The organism is Kribbella sp. VKM Ac-2566, assembly GCF_004366005.1.
GTDB lineage: Bacteria > Actinomycetota > Actinomycetes > Propionibacteriales > Kribbellaceae > Kribbella > Kribbella pratensis.
Window position 1 is genome coordinate 1,147,832 of record NZ_SODT01000009.1, and the last position, 16,614, is coordinate 1,164,445.

A 16,614-nucleotide genomic window follows, 5' to 3' on the forward strand; every position below is an offset into this window, starting at 1 on the left:
AGGGTCGCAATCTGGGCGGAAAGCATTTACGGTCAAGACCGTAAATACCCTGAGCGCTCCCTGTCAACGGAAGGTGGCACCCCGATGCGGCTGGGTCTCTATCTGAACCTCTACGGCACCCCGGACGAGCGGCCCCAACTGGCCGACGCCGTCGAGCAGGCGCGGCTGGCCGAGCAGGCCGGATTCGAGTGGGTCGTGCTGGGCGAGCGGCACCTGCACCGGCCCGGGTACCACGAGATCCTGACGTCGATGACCTGGCTGGCCGCGCACACGTCGCGGATCGGGATCGCGACAGCCGGGATCGTGGCGCCGCTGTACGACCCCGTCGTACTCGCCGAGACGCTCGCGCACATCGACGTACTGTCGGGTGGGCGGCTGACAGCGGGGTTCGTGCTCGGGTACCGGCCGGAGGAGTTCGCGCTGTACGGCGTGACGCAGGCGGAGCGGGTCGCACGGTTCGAGGAAGGGTTGGAGATCCTCACCCGGTTGTGGACGTCCGAGGAGGTCACGTACGACGGCAAATTCACGTCCATCCAGGAGGCGTACCTGTCGCCCCGCCCGGTGCAGACGCCGCGGCCGCGGCTGTGGAACGGCGGACGGGTGTCGGCGGTGCTGGAGCGTACGGCGCGGATGTGCGACGGGTGGACGACGTCGTTCAACGAACTCGACGCGGACCTGCCGGCGAAGATCGCCGAGTACCTGTCGTACCCCCAAGGCGCCGGATCGCTCGGCCGGGAGGTCATCCTCTGCCGCGAGGGCTACTGCGCCCCCACGACCCAGGACGCGCGGCAGGCCCTGGAGGAGCCGCTGCGCGACCTGTACGACGCCTACACCGGCTGGAAGCGTACGTCGACGGACGCCGCCCGCTACACCCAAGGCTGGGACGAGATCGCCGACCGCAGCGTCATAGGCTCCCCAGCCCAATGCGCCGACCGCCTCGCCCACTACAAGGAGATGGGCGCCGACGGCATTATCCTCCGTATCCAACCCCCCGGCATGCCCCAATCCGAAGCCCTGAAGGCCATCGAGTCCTTCGGCAACCTGTAGAAGACCCCCGCGTGCTACACAGCCAGTCCTCGTCGCTGCGCTCCTCGTCCCGGCCGCTACGCGCGCTCCCACCCGCCCCGGCTGAGCGCCGGACTTCTAGCTGCCGGCTAACACCGGCGAATTGCGGGCTGCCGCCCGCGAGTAACTGCCTGACGGGATGTGGTTATCCGGGACGTGACGTGGTGACAGGGGGACCGCGGTCTACGCGGCGACCCCGAATCTCGCCCTGGGGTAACTGGGAACACCTGCCGGGGACCGGGAACAGGCTATTGCCTATGCCCAGTCCCAGGGAGGTGTTGCAAGTGTGTTCGGCGACGCCGTTCGCGCACGTGCGCGTGACCACGGAGGTGGTCGCCGCGGGCGCTAGCCCGCAACTCGCCGGCGCCTGCGGAGCACGCGTGGGCTGTTCAGGCCTTCAGCCCCGACATGGCGATGGAGTCGGTGAGGTAGCGCTGGAGGAGGCCGAAGACGAGGAGGCTGGGGACTACCGTGATGGTGGCGCCGGCCATGAGTTGGTTGATGGGGACGGCTTGGCCTTGGAGGGTGGCCAGGCCGACGGTGAGGGTCTGCATCTTGCCGGACTGGCCGATGACGAGCGGCCACAGGAAGTCGTTCCAGTGCCAGAGGAAGACAAAGATGCCCAGTGTCGCCAGCACCGGGCGGACCAGGGGCAGGACGATCATCGTGAAGATCCGCCACTCGGGCGCACCGTCGATCTCGGCGGCCTCGAACAGCTCGTCGGGCAGTTGCATGATGAACTGGCGCATCAGGAACACCGCCTGCGAGTTCGCCAGCGTCGGCACGATCAGGCCCCAGTAGCTGTCCACCCAGTCCAGCTTCGCGACCAGGATGTACGACGGGATCAGCGTCGCCTGGAACGGGACCATCAGCGTGGCGAGGAACGCCCAGAACATGATCTCCCGGCCGGGGAACTTCTTCTTCGCGAACGCGTACCCGGCCATCGACGCGAACAGCAGCACGCACGCCACGGACACCAGCGAGTAGAGCAGCGAGTTCACCGTCCACCGCGGGATGTCCGAGCTGGACAGCACCTTCGAGAAGTTCTCCAGCGTGAAGTTCGCCGGGTTGAGCGCGTCCGGGAACGTCCGCCCGCTCGGCGGCGCGAACGCGACCAGCACCATCGCCGCGAACGGCACGATCGTCACGATCGCCGTCAGCGCCAGCAAGGTCGGCAACGTCAGCCGGCCCGCCGTACGCCGTCCTGCCGTCGGTGCCTCCACTACCGGCCGGACCGGCGGGCGGTCGAGTACCTGAGCCATCTAGTCGTCCCTCCCGACGAGCCGGCGCTGTACGAGCGAGACGATCAGCACGATCAGGAACAGCACCAGACCGATCGCGCTGGCGTAACCGAAGTCGAAGTACTTGAAACCGCTGTCGTACAGGAAGTACACGAGCGAGTAGCTGGACCGCACCGGTCCGCCGCCGGTCATCACGTACATCGCGTCGAAGACCTGGAAGGCGCCGATGGTCTCGATCACCAGCACGAAGAACAGCACCGGCCGCAGCTGCGGCAGCGTCACGTACCGGAACCGCTGCCAGGTACTCGCCCCGTCGATCATGGCGGCCTCGAGGTACGACTTCGGCACCGCCTGCAGACCCGCGAGCAGGATCAGCATCGAGTACCCGAAACCCTTCCACGCCGACGTGACCGCGATCGACGGCAGCACGGTGCCTGACTGGCTGAGGAAGTCGATCGGACCGATGCTCACCAGCCCGAGTACGGCGTTCAGCAGCCCGTCCTGCGCGTCGTAGATCCACTTCCAGATCACCGCGGCCAGCACGATGCTGGTCACGTACGGCAGGAAGAACACGCCGCGGAAGAAGCCGCGCTTCCACACCACCTGGTGGAGCAGTACGGCGGTTCCGAGCGACAGCAGGACCGTCAGCGGGACGAAGATCACCGTGTAGGTGATCGTCACCAGCAGCGCCTCGTGGAACACCTTGTCCGACAACAGCCGCGTGTAGTTGTCGAGCGCGATGAAGTCCCACTTGCCGCTGATCCGGTAGTCGGTCAGCGAGAGGAAGAAGGCCCCGATCGCGGGCAGGAACCGGAACAGCAGGAACAGCACCAGCATGGGGGCGACGAACAGCAGACCCACCCAGGGTCTGCGCCGCGGCCCACCTCGACGACGGCCGGCCGCGGGTCCCGCCCGACCCGCGACCGTGTCGGTTGTGTCGGTCAACGCTGCCTCGAGAGCAGGTCGTTGGCCTGCTTGGCGGCGTCGTCCAGCGCCTGCTGCGGCTGCTTCTTACCGGTCAGCACGGCCTGGATCTCGGTGCTCAGGAACGACATGATCTGCCGCGCCGCCGGGTTCGGCTCACCTGGTACGGCGTACTGCAGCGCGTCGTGGAACTTCGCCGCCATCGGGTCGGTCGACTCGGACTTGGCGTCGTTGCGCGGCGAGTAGAACCCGGACGCCTTGCTGAGCGCGTCCAGTTGCGCCGGCTGCATCATGAACGACAGGAACTTCTTGGCCCCGTCGGTGTTCTCCGAGGCCGCGTTCACGACCAGACCGCCCGGCAGGCCGAACCCGACCTGCTTCTTGCCGGTCAGCGGCGTACCGATCTCGACGTTCGCCGCGCCCCACGTCTTCGCCACCGTGGCGGCGTCGGCCGGCACGCTGGTCATCGCCATCGCGACCTGCCCCTTGCCGAACGGCGAGTCGGCGACCACGTTGCCCGCGGTGAGCGCGGTCTTCGAGATCGCGCCCTCGTCCCACAGGCTCTTCAGGAAGGTCAGCGCCTCCAGGCCGGGGGCCTGGTTGAAGGTGACGCTCTTGCCGTCGTCGGCGAACACCTTCCCGCCGGCCTGCCACAGCAGCGGGTAGAAGTTCAGGTTCAGCGTCGCCTCCGGCGAGGCCGAGTAGTCCAGCGTGGAGAACCCGGCCGCCTTGAGCTTCGGCGCGGCCGCCTTGATCTCGTCCCAGGTCTCCGGCGGCTTGCTGATCCCGGCCTTGGTCAGGACGGTCTTGTTGTACATCGTCGTCGTGACCGTGTGGTAGATCGGGGCGCCGTACACCTTGCCCTCGACGGTCAGGCCGGGGATCGCGGCCGGCAGGAACTTGTCCTTCTCCGGGGTGACCACGTCGTCGACCGGCTCCAGCGAGCCGCTCTTCACGTACTGCGGGATCTGGTCGGGGATCATCAGCAGGACGTCCGGACCCTTCCCGCCGGAGAACGCGGCCGCGACCTTCTCCTCCCGGCCCTTCCACGGCTGGTTCTCCAGCTTCAGGTCGATGCCGGAGTTGGCCGCCTCGAAGTCGGTCTCGACCTTCTTCCAGTAGGCGTCGCTGGCCGCCTGGTCGGCGATCACCGGGTACATCCAGAGCGTGACGCTCTTCTTGCTGGCGGAGCCGCCGTCGTCGCCTCCGCCGCACGAGCTGAGCGCAGCGGCGAGAACGAGCGCGGTAAGTGGTGCCGCGATGCGGCGGACGGTCGATTTCATCGCACCCCCAGGGTGTCCGGAAGTCAGGGCCGGAAAGTGTAGAACCGAATAACGGTCAGGACCGAAAGTAGCTGGGGTGAATTTCGGCTGTCAACGGCTGATATCAATCCGGAACAGCTCGGAGCCGCTCGTCATCAGCAGTTGGTGATCCCCGCGGACGCCGAGCCGCCGGTGGGCGTGCGCGACGAACAGCGTCGGGACGGCCTTCGCCCCCGGCGCGATCCGGTAGATCTTGTTCAGGTCGATGCTCACGTAAACGGCCTCCGGCGTGGCCACGATGTCGCCGCTGGAGGTCGTTGTCCCGAGCGTGAAGGACTTCTTCAGCTTGCCGGTGTCCGGCGCCACCGCGAACACGGTCTTCCCGGCCACGCCCCACAGCAGGCCGTCCGGCCCCATCGTGACCGAGGACACCGTTGCGGCCTTCGGCACCGGCACGGTCTCCCAGAGCTTCTTCTTGGCCACGTCCCACGCGAACACTGTGCCCGCTTCCCGGGTCGGCGGCGTGGTGGCCAGGCCGCCGACGATCGACGTACCGCCGTACACGATCCCGCAGTGCGAGGTGAGGCCGAAGACGGACTCGTCCTGGACGACGTTGCGGTACTTCTCCGCGGTGTTCGTCGCCGGGTCGTAGATCACCAGCGCGCCGCCGAGCCGGTCGCCGTCGGGGACGGTGCCGACCGCGATCTTGCCGTTCACCTCGGTCAGCGCGCGGGCGCGGGTCTGCAGCAGGTCGGGCTTGAGATTGAGCCGCTGAACCGGGTTGTCCGGCGTGCCGGGCGGTCCGGGGGAGTACTCCGGGCTGCTCCAGGGCTTGCTCAGGTCGTAGTCGTAGAGCCTGGCCTCCGGATAGGCGCCGATCCAGAGCTTGCCGTCGGATCCCTCCAGCAGCGCCTCGACCTGCGAGAACCGGTTGTACTTGGCCTCGCCGGTCGTCGGGTTGACCACGGAGACCCCGCCGTTCAGGAAGCCGCCGGCGTAGATGTTGTTCTTGCCGCCCGCCACCGACAGGATCTCGATCGGCTCCCGGCGGACCTTGGTCACGAAGATCTCGGACTTGCCGGTCTGCGGGTTGTACCGGAACTCCTCGCCGCGCCACAGGGTGCCGACGACGCTGGTGCCCGGGTAGTCGGGGAGGTTCAGGTCGGCGTACCCGATCGAGCGGGCGTTCTGGATCCGGCCGGTGAACATCAGGCCGGTGCCGGTCAGGGTCTTGGTGGCCGGGTCGTACTTCTTCAGTTCGCTGCTCTGGATCAGGTACAGCGAGCCGTCCGCGCCGATCGGGGAGATGTCCAGGCCGTGCGCATTCGGGATCTCGTCGACCCAGGTGCGACTGGCGATGTCCCAGACGTACAGCGGGCCGGGGAACGCGGTGCTGATCCGCACATAGACGCGGCCGCCGCGGGCGTTCAGGTCGTAGACGACCTTGTCGGACGGGTCGCCGAGACCGGGTGGCGAGGGCAGTTCGGTGATCGCTCCGCTGGTGGCGTCGATCTCCATGATGTGCGCGTCGGGCATCGTGCCGGCGTACACCTTGCCGCCCGCGTAGTCGATGCTCTTGACGTACGTCTGGCCCGCTAGGACGGTGCCGTAGTCGCGGATCGCGCCTGTCGTGTCGTCGTACCGGAACACCTTGCCGTTCGGGAACGTGCCGCCGTACACGTTGCCCTGGTCGTCGGTGGTGATCCGCCAGATGAAGGACTCGGACGCGATCGGCCGGCCGAGGTCCTCGACGCTGCCGCCCGGCCGCAGCCGGTACAGGTGGCCGTTGTTGTACGTGCCGACGTAGATCGTGCCGTTTGGCGTCGCGGCGACCGCGTAGCTGCCGTCCGCGCCGGGCAGCGCCGCGGAGAGCAGGCTGTCGCCGGTGGCCGGGTCGATGGCGTTCAGGTACGCCGGACTTCCGGTGGACACGTTCCAGATCGCGGTCTTGCCGTTCGGGCCGGGCGCGACGGTGCCGCCGATGAGCAGTACGTCGGACAGCGGCGTACCGAGTGAGGTGACTGTGCCGACCGGTGGTTGCTGACCGGCCTGCGCCGGGCTGGTCAGGGTTGTGCCGAGCAGAGCGACGAGAGCCATTGCGAGAAGGGAGCGGACTGATCGCATGCGAATTGCCTCCGGGGTGCCGTATTTACGGTCCTGTCCGAAAGTGAAGCTCTCGCGGCGTGGCCAAGTCAACGGCTCGGCACAATTTGCAGCTACTGGCAGCAACGGGTCCGGTTACGGCCAGACCCTAAAGCGGTGGCAGCGCGTCGAGCAGCTTCTGCAGCTTCTCGCGAGTGCGCGCGAAGTAGCTGTTCTCGCGGTGCAGCGCACGGTGGAACGCGGCCAGCTCGGCCGCCGAGATGGTGTTGGAGAACGTGCTGATCTCGGTCAGGTCGAGCCGCCGGTTGAACAAGTGCACGGTGTCCCGCCAGCGGTGCATCAGGCCGACGAGCTCGGCGTCGCGGTGCAGGCCGAGCGCCCCGGACACCAGCGCGAGATCGACCGCGGACACCACCAGTCGCGGGTACACCTGCCGGGTGGTCGGCGCGTCGGGCGAGAACCGCTCGTCGTTCAGCAGCCTAGTGTTCTCGTGCAGCTCGTCCGCGACGGCCCGCAGGACCTCGGTACGGCGTTCCGCCTCGGCCGTCAGCCGCTCGACGAAGATGCCGGTCAGCCCGGCGACCAGCGTGAGTGAGTTGACCGCCGGCTCCCAGCGCGAGCCCTGCGGCCAGAAGAACCACAGGACGCCGAGAACGAAGGCCAGTGCGAGCAGACCGTACGTCACCGCACTGACGACGGTCCGCCTCATGTGGACCAGATGTCGTCGGCGAGGCTGCGTGCCGTCTCGCCGGCCCCTTCCGGTGCGAGCAGCAGCAGTTCCAGGCCGAACGGGTTCGGGCGGCGGGCGTATCGGAACTGGGACTGGATCGCCTCGACCGGCGTCAGCTGACAGGCCTCGGTCAGCCGCTTCAGCCGGGTCGTGGAGTACTTGCGGGTGGTGTAGAGCCGGATCGTGTCGCCGATCGGCAGCACCGCCTCGGTGTGGTCCGGCAGCTCCATCCGGATCTCTTCGCCGGTGTCGTTCTGCCAGAAGATCTTCACCAGCAGCGCGTCCTCGTCCTCGACCTCGCCGACGAACTTGACCTGGTCGTTGTTGATCTTGAGGTCGGTGTTGTACCGCAGGGTGCTGGTGACGAACTCCGCGAACGCGCGGGTCTGGTGGTACTCGTCCGCGGCCGCGTCGGCGGACTCCTGGTCGAGTCGCGTCGTACTGGCCACCTCGAGCAGCAGCCGGTCCTGCGGCCGCAGCACCCGGGTGAGCGTGTCGAGCAGCTCCTCGTCGCTCTCGAAGTTGGCCAGCGTGTTGCCGGTCAGCGCGAACAGGATCGGCTCGTCGTCGACCAGCCGGGCCAGCATCTGCCCGAGCTCCTCCATGTTGTCGGCGATCGAGAAGTCGAGCTGCACCGGAAGCACCTGGGAGACCGGGAAGCGGGCGCCACGGACCGGCTCCAGGGTGCCCATCCGGAGCATCTCCGAGCTCATGTCCACCGGGATGTAGTACATGTCGGGGTTGTGCCGGCGCATGTCGCTGAGGATCGTCCGGTCCTTGACGCCGGTGCCGACCCCGAGGCTGACCAGGTGGAAGCCGCCGTTCTCGACGTGCGGGCGGAGCTTGCGCCAGTGCCGCAGGAACGACTCCGCGCCGGCCTTCATGACCAGGTAGAACGGGTCGTTGGTGGCGTTCGCCCACGCGATCGTCGGGCCGATTCCCCAATAGGAGAAGCCCGACGTGATCTGCTTGCCGTCACCGGACGTCGAGAACGGTCCGCGCAGGTCGCTCGTCAGGGTCGCGAGCTTGTCCGTCTGGTCCTCGCCGACCAGCACCAGCGACCATGCGAAGTCGTCGTCGGCCAGCGCATGCTCGAGCTTCCGGATCACGGGTACCGGCTCTGCCACGTCTCACCCCTCACATGATGAGAGGTCAGGTTATCGGTTACCGCCGGCTACTGCCGGTCAGACAGGGGTGACCGCGTCGGCCTCGCGGCCCTTGGGCCCGTCGACGATCTGGAACTCGACGTGCTGGCCGTCCTCGAGCGTCTTGTACCCGTCGGAGACGATCTTGCTCCAGTGCACGAACACGTCGTCCTGCCCGTCGACGGCCAGAAAACCGTAGCCCTTGTCGGCGTTGAACCACTTCACGGTGCCGCGCACCATCGATACTCCTTGACTACGGGACCCGCTGCACCCGGACCCCTCCGGTACTTCGCGGTCCACAAGCCTAGCCCAGGCCGTCGGTCGAGCGGCGCACTGTCCGCGGCACCGTGAACGCGGCGGCGAGCCCGGTCAGGGCGACCGAGATACCGAGCCCGAAGGCCATCCGGTAGCCGGTCATCGGCGCTGCCGACGCGATCACCGGCCCGGACAGCGCGAGCCCGAGCGAGGCCCCGAGTTGCGCGGACGAGTTGAGGACGCCGGCGGCGACACCACGGTCGGTTTCCCGCACGTACGCCGTACCCGCGGTGGTGGACGCGACGGACGCGACGCCGAGGCTCACGCCCATGACCCCGAAGCCGCTGATCAGCAGAGTCAGCGGCAGTCCTTCCGCGGGCAGCGGCAGCAGTACGGCGACACCCACAGCAACACCCGCGAATCCGGTCAACAGCGCGCGCCGTACGCCGAGCGCACGGACTACGGGCGGACCGAGCAGGGAGCCACCGATCACCGCGACGTTGAAGACCGGGAAGATGAGCCCGGCCAATGCCGGCGGCAGATGCAATGTGTCCTGCACGTACAGCGCGGCGGTCAGCATCGCCGGGCTCGTCGAGGCGGTCAACGCGGCGGCGGTGAGGTTGCCGCCGAGAACGCCGTGGGTTCGCAGCAGCGAGGGCGGGAGCAGGGGCTGCCGCGAGGTTCGCTCGATGCGCATGAAGCCGATCATCAGCAGGGCAGCTGTTGTCAGCGCCGCCCAACCGGGCCACGCGGAGAAATCCCGCGCGATCTCCGACAGGCCGACGGCCGCCAGCGCGATGCCGGCCGTGACGCAGCAGGCGCCCGGGAGATCGAGGGTGACGACGCGAGTCCGGCTCCCGCGGCCGGGGAGGCTGCGGATGCTCCAGAGCAAGGCGACGAAGCCGATCGGCACGTTGACGGCGAACACCCAGCGCCAGCCTGCGACCTGGGTGATCAGGCCGCCGAGGAACCAGCCGCTCGCCCCACCCCCGGCGCCCGCTGCCGTCCACCATCCCAGCGCTCGCCGCGCCGCTTCGGGAGGCAGGGCGTCCGACAACGCGGCCAGCGCCGCGGGAGACAGGAGTGCCGCACCGGCGCCCTGGGCGAGGCGGGCACCGATCAGAACCGCCGGGGACCAGGCGAGAGCGCAGGCGAGCGAGGCGGCAGAGAACACGACGAGCCCGATCCGAAAGATTCGCCGTGCACCGCCGAGGTCGGCGGTCCGGCCACCGAGCACGAGCAGTCCGGCCAGCACGACCGTGTACGCCATGAACACCCAGGGGAGCGTGGCCGCGGCGAAACCCAGGTCCGCACCGATCGCCGGCAGCGCGGTGGTGACGATGGTCGCGTCCAGCACGACGACGAACTGGGCCACGCAGACGACTGCCCAGCCGGCCGAACGGGTCGAGATGTTTCCGGTCAAACCGCTCATGATGGAAACAGTGCCCGCGTCGGCGGATGGCAAACTGGTAAAATGCATTTTGATGGAAACAGTTGAGCTCCCACCAGGCATCCGCGAGCTGCCCGTGGTCGCGGGTGATCTCGCGCTGGACTTCGCCAACACGGTCGACGATCCCGCCGGCCCGTTGCGGCACGACCACATCGCGGACTACCGCTCGCTGCTGCACTGGTCGCTGCGAGTGGGCCTGCTGACCGGGGCCGACGCGGATCGCCTGCTGCTCCGTACCGAGCCACGCCGAGCGGCGGTCGTGATCCGCCGGGCCCATCAGTTGCGGGATGCGATCAACCTGGCGGCGGGCTCGATCGCCGACGGCCACGAGTTGGAGGGATGGACCGAGCTGCGCCCCTTCGTCCGTGCGGCGGTCGACCACGCCGACCTGGTGGACCGCCGCCCGGTCTGGCCGAAGGAGGAGCTGGAGGCGCCGCTGTGGCCGGTGGCACTCGCCGCCTACGAGCTGCTCACCGGCCCTCACGCGACCCGTATCAAACGCTGCGCGGGCTGCCCCTGGGTGTTTCTGGACCAGTCCAAGAACAACAGCCGCCGCTGGTGCTCGATGGAGATCTGCGGCGTCAACCAGAAGATGCGCCGCTACGTCACGCGGCGTGCTGCTCGCCGCGTCCAGCCCTGAGCCGCACAACCGAGGCTGAGCGCTGCACCCACCAACCCGGCGCTGACCCAGAGCGGGCCGTGGAAGGTGCCGGTTCCGATCGCGAGGCCGCCCAGTAGCGGTCCGGCGGCGGCGCCGACGTTCAGGGCGGCGGTGGCCAGTCCGCCGGTCAGGACCGGCGACTCGGTGCCGGCGTACAGGGCGTACGAGATCAGTGTCGAGCCGACCGCGAAGGACAGCGCGCCTTGGACAAGGAGCAGGGCGACGGCCGGTACGACGTACGCCGTGGTGAGGGCGAAGGCGCACCACCCGAGCAGCAAGATGCCGCCGGCAACGAGTACGAGCCGGTCGTCGCGACGGTCGGCGTACCGGCCGGCGACGGTGACCCCCGCGAACGAGCCGAGCCCGAACAGCGCGAGCATCACCGGCACCCATCCCGCCCCGAGCCCGGTGACCTTTGTAAGTATCGGCGACAGGTAGGTGAACGAGCAGAACGTCGCGCCGTTCACGAGGGCACCGAGGAGCAGCAGTACGGCGAGCCGCGGTGTCACGCTGAACCGCCCGACGGTCGCCGGGCCGGTCGCACGGTTCGGGACCGAGCGCAGGATCCCGAGTAACGCCGGCAGCGAGATGATCGCGACCGCCCAGAACGCGGACCGCCAGCCGAGGTAGCGGCCGAGCACGGCACCCGCCGGTACGCCGACGATGCACGCGAGCGTCGTACCGCCGAGAAGGACGGACGTCGCGCGGCCCTTCGCGTCCGGGCGGACCATCGCGGCGGCCGTGGCGAGTGCGATGGCGAGGAAGCCTGCGTTCGCGAGGGCAGCGAGGATCCGGGTGACCAGCAGAACCGTGAAGTCGCTGGTCAGCGCGCCGACCACGTGGACCGCGAGGAACACTGTCAACGTCACGAGCAACGTCCGGCGGCGCGGCCAGCGGGCGCCGAGTACGGCGACGGCCGGGGCGCCGACGATCATCCCGAGCGCGAACCCGGAGGTCAGCCAGCCGGTGGTGGGGATCGAGACACCCAGGTCCCGGGCGATGTCCGGGCCGAGCCCGGAGAGCATGAATTCAGAGGTCGCCTGGGCGAAAACGGCCAGGCCAAGGAGGTACAGCACGAAAGGCATGGAAATGCTCCGCAACCATGAGAAGACGGGTATGAGTCGTCTCCGGCGGTTCCGGCGCATGCGCACGGGAACGGCCGGTGGCTACGCTCTGTCCGCCTCCGGGCTGCTCACACCCCAAAGCCTAGAAACCGGCGTACCCACCGTCCACCGAGTTAGGCGCGGCGGGAGGCGGCGAGGCCGAGGAGGCCTGCGGTGACCAGGAGGAGGGCGCTGGTCACGCCGAGGTCATCGGTCTGCAGTACGCCGTTGTCGGTCAGCATCCAGATCGTGGCGGCGCCGGTCAGGACCGTGCCGGCCACCACGCCGGGCACGTCCGGCCTGGTCTTTCGCTGCTGGCTCATCCGCGCTCCACCTTGATACTGCCCAGCCTGAGGTCCAGGTCCAGGGTGACCTGCTGCGGGCCGGCCTTGCCGTCCGTGCCGAGGTCGTTCAGCTTCAGTTCGGCATTATGGCCGTCCTGGTGCTGGTTGAGGAAGGCAACGTCTCCCATCTCGGTCGACACCGCGCCCTGCACGTCCACGTCCTGCGGGAGCCGCACGACCACCTCGCCGAGGCCGCCGTGGACCTGGACCTTGGCGCCCGGGCCGAACTTCGCCTGGGTCAGGTCGAGGTGCACCGACCCGGCGTCGAACTCGTAGCTCGTCCCGGTCGCGGTGATGGTCTGGGTGGACGGCGCGACGTAGTTGGTGTCCGCGAAATTGCGCGGCACACCGGGGAACACTGTGCTCGCGATGGCTCCGACGGCCAGCAGGATGCCGAGCGGCAGCAGGGCCAGCGTGCGCCCGACGAACCCGCCGAGCAGCATGCCGCCGCCGAGTGTCGCCAGGCCGATGATCAGCATGGTCGCCGTCGGCGCCCCCGCGAGCGCGGCGATGCCGATCGCGAGGCCGGTCAGCACGACGATGATCGACTTGATCCCGCGCACGCCCTTGGCAGGCGGTCCGGCGGGGGTGCTGGCGACCGGCGTGGTGCCGGCGGGCTCGTCGATGTACAGGCCGAGGGGGTCGTCCTCGGTCCACACAGGCTGGACCGGTTCGACGGTGCGGTCCTGGGGTCGCTGTGTGGCCGAGGACGACGGACCCGCCGGGGGAGCTGACGGGTCGGTCCGAGGAGGCGTGTACGCCGTGGTCTGCTGCGGACCGGCGTACGCCGAAGTAGTCGGCGGCACCGTGTCCTGTGGGCGCCGACCCTGATTGCAGTTGCCCTTGCGCTGCTTCGCGATCAGCCAGATGACACCCACCACGATCAGCGGGCCGGGGACGAAGCGGCCGAAGTTGAACGACGACATCATCGCGATCGCGAAGAACACGCAGGCGCCGATGACCACCGGCCAGAACCACGGGTGGTCGCTCCGGACCCGGTCGCCGAGCACGCCCTGCGCGGCGGAGCGGTCACTGCCCTCGTCGGGCATCAGGACCCAGGCGGCGATGTAGAAGATCACGCCCGGACCGCTGATGATCAGCACGGCCATCACCACGCGGACCAGCACCGGGTCGATGTTCAGCGCGCGGCCGATACCGCCGCAGACACCCGCGACCCAGCGGTCCGACCTGCTGCGCCGCCAGCTCTGGGGGTTCTGCAGGCGGTTGCGGTCGAACCCGGCGGGTCCACTCTGGTTCTGCTCCATGCCATCGATACTGGCGCGAATTCACCCCGGATCACATCGGGGATGCCCCCTGAGGACCCCCGGAGTCGCTCGCCGTCCGGATGACACAGTCGGGGTTCTCCCCGAGCCGACCCTGACTTCATCGGAGAGGCGTGTGAGGAGGCGGCCCGGGACAAGCCTGCTGGTGTCGGACCGGTCCGCATGTGACGATCGTTGTGATGAGCCAGCCAGCAGCCGCGCCGCCGGGCGGGTCCTCCGCGAACGGAGCCCCACCCGAGCCGCCGCCTGGGCAGAACCAGGATCAGTGGCGCTTCAAGGGCTGGGGACCGCAAGGCCCGGGGCAGTACCAAGGCCCGTACGCCGCCTACGCCGCGCGGATGGGCAACCAGGCCGGCCCGAGTGGTCCGCCGTACTCGTCCACGCCGCCGCGGCCGGCCGCGGAGCCGACTCGTCGGGCGTACCGGCGTACCGAAGGGCGCGTCGTCGCCGGTGTGGCCGGCGGGATCGCGGACCACCTCGGCGTGTCGGACACCGTCGTACGGCTGGTGCTGATCGCGACCACGGTGTCCGGCGGCTTCGGCGTACTGATCTATGCGGCGCTGTGGTTCCTGATGCCGCTCGCGCCGGAAACCGTGCCGGATGCACCTGGGCTGGCCGCGCACACACGTAAGGGGCTGCGCACCGACGAGCCGGCGCCGCCGGTCGCCGAGGCGAAGCAGCGGACGCGGGAGAAGAGTCGCGGGCAGCTGCCCGCGCTGGTAGCCATCGGCATCGGCCTGGTCCTGCTGCTGCAGGTCGCCGGGCTCGGCATCGCCGGGAAGCTGTTCTGGCCGCTGGTGTTCGCCGCGACCGGTCTGGCACTGATCTGGCGGCAGGCGGACGAGAGCCAGAAGGACAAGTGGACGCGCGACGTCCGGGTCCCGATCCTCGGCCTGGTGCTCGGCAAGGGCGGCTGGAAGTCGCTGATCCGGATCGCCGTCGGCCTGGTCCTGCTCGGCACCGCGGTCACCTTGTTCCTGGTACAGAACGGCCGGCTCTCGATGGTCGGCGACGTACTGATCGCGCTGCTGCTCGCCGTGGTCGGGATCGGAGTCATCGCCGGGCCGTGGGTGCACCGGCTGACCCGCGACCTGAACGCCGAGCGCGCGGAGCGGGTGCGTTCGCAGGAACGCGCCGACATGGCCGCGCACCTGCACGACTCGGTGCTGCAGACGCTGGCGCTGATCCAGAAGCAGGCCGAGGACCCGAAGGCCGTGGCCCGGCTGGCGCGCTCGCAGGAGCGCGAGCTGCGGTCCTGGCTGTACGACGAGGAGCACGACGCCGACCAGACGATCGTCGGCGCCGCGAAGCAGGCGGCCGCCGAGGTCGAGGACTCGCACGGCGTACCGATCGAGGTGGTCACGGTCGGCGACTGCGACCTGACCGAGCCGCTGGCGTCGATGGTCCGGGCCGCCCGGGAGTCGATGGTGAACGCGGCCAAGCACTCCGGCGCGGCGAAGATCGACGTGTTCGTCGAGGTGGACGGCGACCGGGTGGAGATGTTCGTCCGCGACCGCGGCAAGGGCTTCGCCGTGGACGAGGTCCCGGACGACCGGCTCGGCTTGCGGCACAGTGTGATGGGCAGAATGGAACGGCACGGCGGACGCGCGACGGTGCGGTCCGATCCCGAGACAGGCACCGAAGTGCGACTGGAGATGGACAGATGAGCAGCAGGCGCGTTGTCGTCATCGACGATCACGACATGTTCCGGGCCGGGGTACGCAGCGAGATCGGCAGCGCGGTCGACATCGTCGGGGAGGGGGCTGACGTCGACAGCGCGGTCAAGGCGATCGTCGGCACCGAGCCGGACGTCGTACTCCTCGACGTCCACCTGCCGGGCGGCGGTGGCACCGAGGTGATGAAGCAGGTGCACCAGCGGCACCCGGACATCAAGTTCCTCGCGCTGTCGGTGTCCGACGCCGCCGAGGACGTGATCGGCGTGATCCGGGCCGGCGCCCGCGGGTACGTCACCAAGAACATCTCCGGCACCGAGCTCGTCGACGCGATCAACCGGGTCGCCGAGGGCGACGCGGTGTTCTCGCCGCGGCTGGCCGGCTTCGTGCTGGACGCCTTCTCCGGCGCGATCGACATCGCCTCGGTGGACGAGGACCTGGACCGGCTGTCACAGCGGGAGCGTGAGGTACTGCGGTTGATCGCGCGGGGCTACGCCTACAAGGAGGTCGCCCGCGAACTCTTCATCTCGGTGAAGACGGTCGAGACCCACGTCTCCTCGGTCCTCCGCAAACTCCAACTCTCCAACCGCCACGAACTAACCCGCTGGGCCACCGACCGCCGCCTCGTGTAACCACCCCACGCTTTAGCGCGCGCTACCGCGCGATTTCGGCTACCGCCGGGACGACGACCCTGTGGTGCCACCCGCCCGTTCTACATCAGTTGGATGTGGGGGTCGCGATAAATGGCCGAGGTTGTCTTGCCGCTTACCGTTCGCGATCTGACCGAAGCCGACCTGCCCGCCTGCGGGTGGTACGGGACAGCGACGGATCTTGCGTACGTAGCCGAAGCGATCCAACGCGCCCGCCGCGGCGAGGTCGACTACTTGGCGGTCTGTCCACCTTCCGGTCTGCCAGTTGCGGTCGGTGGGGTCGACTACACCAAACCACCCGGCGCGGCGACTATCTGGCAACTGTCGGTCCAGGCGGAGCTGCGCTCGTGCGGGATCGGCTCAGTCCTGATCGGGGCGTTGGAGCAGCGAGCTCGAGACCGCGGACTCCGCTGGGTCGAGTTGGGCGTGGACGACAACAGCTCGCGGCCGCGCGGCTTGTACGAGCGGCTCGGCTACGTGGTGAGCGGCAACGAGATCGCCTCGTGGGACCAGGAAGCTGCAGACGGATCCACGACCCGCTACGAAACGCGGATCACTCTGATGCGAAAGCAACTGACCTAGAGCGTGATAGTTCCAGGGGACGGGTTCAAGCCCGTTGCCGTTCAGTTCAGGGCGTGGGCCGGCTGTCGATCGCGGTAGTGGGAAAGAAATGGTCCGCATGTGCAAATTTGTTTCCCAACCGGCCGGTGTGAGGCGTGGTTGGG

16 protein-coding genes are annotated in these 16,614 nt (G+C 68.7%); 5 read left to right on the top strand and 11 right to left on the bottom strand.

Annotated features, from left to right (window positions below):
• The first annotated feature begins 84 nt into the window (after positions 1–84).
• Positions 85–1,047 carry an LLM class flavin-dependent oxidoreductase gene (locus tag EV647_RS16995; RefSeq protein ID WP_134003781.1) on the top strand — a complete coding sequence of 321 codons (963 nt, stop codon included), beginning with the start codon at positions 85–87 and terminating at the stop codon, positions 1,045–1,047.
• A 407-nt stretch (positions 1,048–1,454) separates the two neighbouring features.
• Here the strand turns inward: EV647_RS16995 and EV647_RS17000 are convergent, their stop codons facing one another.
• The 8 genes from EV647_RS17000 to EV647_RS17035 all read right to left on the bottom strand — a co-directional run bounded on the left by EV647_RS17000 (position 1,455) and on the right by EV647_RS17035 (position 10,157).
• Positions 1,455–2,327 carry a carbohydrate ABC transporter permease gene (locus EV647_RS17000; RefSeq protein WP_134003783.1) on the bottom strand — a complete coding sequence of 291 codons (873 nt, stop codon included), beginning with the start codon at positions 2,325–2,327 and terminating at the stop codon, positions 1,455–1,457.
• Positions 2,328–3,167 carry a carbohydrate ABC transporter permease gene (locus EV647_RS17005; protein ID WP_238156812.1) on the bottom strand — a complete coding sequence of 280 codons (840 nt, stop codon included), beginning with the start codon at positions 3,165–3,167 and terminating at the stop codon, positions 2,328–2,330.
• 80 nt (positions 3,168–3,247) lie between these two features.
• Entirely contained in the window at positions 3,248–4,513 is a 1,266-nt protein-coding gene (locus EV647_RS17010) for an extracellular solute-binding protein (protein WP_134003785.1), read from the bottom strand.
• 90 nt (positions 4,514–4,603) lie between these two features.
• Positions 4,604–6,589: a hypothetical protein gene (locus EV647_RS17015; protein ID WP_238177248.1), complete on the bottom strand. Its 1,986-nt coding sequence runs from the start codon at positions 6,587–6,589 to the stop codon at positions 4,604–4,606.
• Positions 6,590–6,743: 154 nt separating this feature from the next.
• Positions 6,744–7,304: a hypothetical protein gene (locus EV647_RS17020; RefSeq protein ID WP_134003789.1), complete on the bottom strand. Its 561-nt coding sequence runs from the start codon at positions 7,302–7,304 to the stop codon at positions 6,744–6,746.
• A complete protein-coding gene (locus EV647_RS17025; protein WP_134003791.1) occupies positions 7,301–8,452 on the bottom strand; it encodes an L-histidine N(alpha)-methyltransferase in 1,152 nt (383 codons plus the stop codon). The genes EV647_RS17020 and EV647_RS17025 overlap by 4 nt, the downstream gene beginning before the upstream one ends.
• Before the next feature lie 57 nt (positions 8,453–8,509).
• Positions 8,510–8,710 (bottom strand): cold-shock protein, encoded by a 201-nt coding sequence (locus tag EV647_RS17030; RefSeq protein WP_130382983.1) that lies wholly within the window; start codon positions 8,708–8,710, stop codon positions 8,510–8,512.
• Between the two features lie 64 nt (positions 8,711–8,774).
• Positions 8,775–10,157 carry an MFS transporter gene (locus EV647_RS17035; RefSeq protein WP_166680356.1) on the bottom strand — a complete coding sequence of 461 codons (1,383 nt, stop codon included), beginning with the start codon at positions 10,155–10,157 and terminating at the stop codon, positions 8,775–8,777.
• A gap of 52 nt (positions 10,158–10,209) precedes the next feature.
• Between EV647_RS17035 and EV647_RS17040 the strand changes: the two genes are divergently transcribed.
• Positions 10,210–10,815 (top strand): CGNR zinc finger domain-containing protein, encoded by a 606-nt coding sequence (locus EV647_RS17040; RefSeq protein ID WP_166680357.1) that lies wholly within the window; start codon positions 10,210–10,212, stop codon positions 10,813–10,815.
• On the opposite strand, the gene EV647_RS17045 is transcribed toward EV647_RS17040, so the two are convergent.
• The 3 genes from EV647_RS17045 to EV647_RS17055 all read right to left on the bottom strand — a co-directional run bounded on the left by EV647_RS17045 (position 10,776) and on the right by EV647_RS17055 (position 13,548).
• Complete coding sequence (locus EV647_RS17045) at positions 10,776–11,921, bottom strand: Cmx/CmrA family chloramphenicol efflux MFS transporter (protein WP_134003797.1); 1,146 nt, start codon at positions 11,919–11,921, stop codon at positions 10,776–10,778. The two genes, EV647_RS17040 and EV647_RS17045, sit on opposite strands and share 40 nt — an antisense overlap.
• A 152-nt stretch (positions 11,922–12,073) precedes the next feature.
• Entirely contained in the window at positions 12,074–12,262 is a 189-nt protein-coding gene (locus tag EV647_RS17050; protein ID WP_134003799.1) for a hypothetical protein, read from the bottom strand.
• The gene (locus EV647_RS17055; RefSeq protein WP_134003801.1) at positions 12,259–13,548 is read right to left on the bottom strand and encodes a PspC domain-containing protein; all 1,290 of its coding nucleotides are present in this window, start codon (positions 13,546–13,548) and stop codon (positions 12,259–12,261) included. Before EV647_RS17055 ends, EV647_RS17050 begins: the two co-directional genes overlap by 4 nt.
• Before the next feature lie 197 nt (positions 13,549–13,745).
• Here EV647_RS17055 and EV647_RS17060 point away from each other — a divergent pair, with 197 nt between their 5' ends.
• The 3 genes from EV647_RS17060 (at position 13,746) to EV647_RS17070 (ending at position 16,471) form a co-directional block, all read left to right on the top strand.
• Entirely contained in the window at positions 13,746–15,233 is a 1,488-nt protein-coding gene (locus EV647_RS17060; RefSeq protein WP_134003803.1) for a PspC domain-containing protein, read from the top strand.
• On the top strand, positions 15,230–15,871 hold the full coding sequence (locus tag EV647_RS17065) for a response regulator transcription factor (RefSeq protein WP_134003805.1): 642 nt from the start codon (positions 15,230–15,232) through the stop codon (positions 15,869–15,871). Before EV647_RS17060 ends, EV647_RS17065 begins: the two co-directional genes overlap by 4 nt.
• Positions 15,872–15,982: 111 nt before the next feature.
• Complete coding sequence (locus EV647_RS17070; protein ID WP_134003806.1) at positions 15,983–16,471, top strand: N-acetyltransferase; 489 nt, start codon at positions 15,983–15,985, stop codon at positions 16,469–16,471.
• Positions 16,472–16,614: the final 143 nt, after the last annotated feature.

Bases quoted from the DNA above. Each gene is read 5' to 3' on its own strand.
- EV647_RS16995 (WP_134003781.1), top strand. From the start codon at position 85: ATGCGGCTGGGTCTCTATCTGAACCTCTACGGCACCCCGGACGAGCGG.
- EV647_RS17000 (WP_134003783.1), bottom strand. From the start codon at position 2,327: ATGGCTCAGGTACTCGACCGCCCGCCGGTCCGGCCGGTAGTGGAGGCA.
- EV647_RS17010 (WP_134003785.1), bottom strand. From the start codon at position 4,513: ATGAAATCGACCGTCCGCCGCATCGCGGCACCACTTACCGCGCTCGTT.
- EV647_RS17015 (WP_238177248.1), bottom strand. From the start codon at position 6,589: ATGGCTCTCGTCGCTCTGCTCGGCACAACCCTGACCAGCCCGGCGCAG.
- EV647_RS17020 (WP_134003789.1), bottom strand. From the start codon at position 7,304: ATGAGGCGGACCGTCGTCAGTGCGGTGACGTACGGTCTGCTCGCACTG.
- EV647_RS17030 (WP_130382983.1), bottom strand. From the start codon at position 8,710: ATGGTGCGCGGCACCGTGAAGTGGTTCAACGCCGACAAGGGCTACGGT.
- EV647_RS17035 (WP_166680356.1), bottom strand. From the start codon at position 10,157: ATGAGCGGTTTGACCGGAAACATCTCGACCCGTTCGGCCGGCTGGGCA.
- EV647_RS17040 (WP_166680357.1), top strand. From the start codon at position 10,210: ATGGAAACAGTTGAGCTCCCACCAGGCATCCGCGAGCTGCCCGTGGTC.
- EV647_RS17045 (WP_134003797.1), bottom strand. From the start codon at position 11,921: ATGCCTTTCGTGCTGTACCTCCTTGGCCTGGCCGTTTTCGCCCAGGCG.
- EV647_RS17050 (WP_134003799.1), bottom strand. From the start codon at position 12,262: ATGAGCCAGCAGCGAAAGACCAGGCCGGACGTGCCCGGCGTGGTGGCC.
- EV647_RS17055 (WP_134003801.1), bottom strand. From the start codon at position 13,548: ATGGAGCAGAACCAGAGTGGACCCGCCGGGTTCGACCGCAACCGCCTG.
- EV647_RS17060 (WP_134003803.1), top strand. From the start codon at position 13,746: ATGAGCCAGCCAGCAGCCGCGCCGCCGGGCGGGTCCTCCGCGAACGGA.
- EV647_RS17065 (WP_134003805.1), top strand. From the start codon at position 15,230: ATGAGCAGCAGGCGCGTTGTCGTCATCGACGATCACGACATGTTCCGG.
- EV647_RS17070 (WP_134003806.1), top strand. From the start codon at position 15,983: ATGGCCGAGGTTGTCTTGCCGCTTACCGTTCGCGATCTGACCGAAGCC.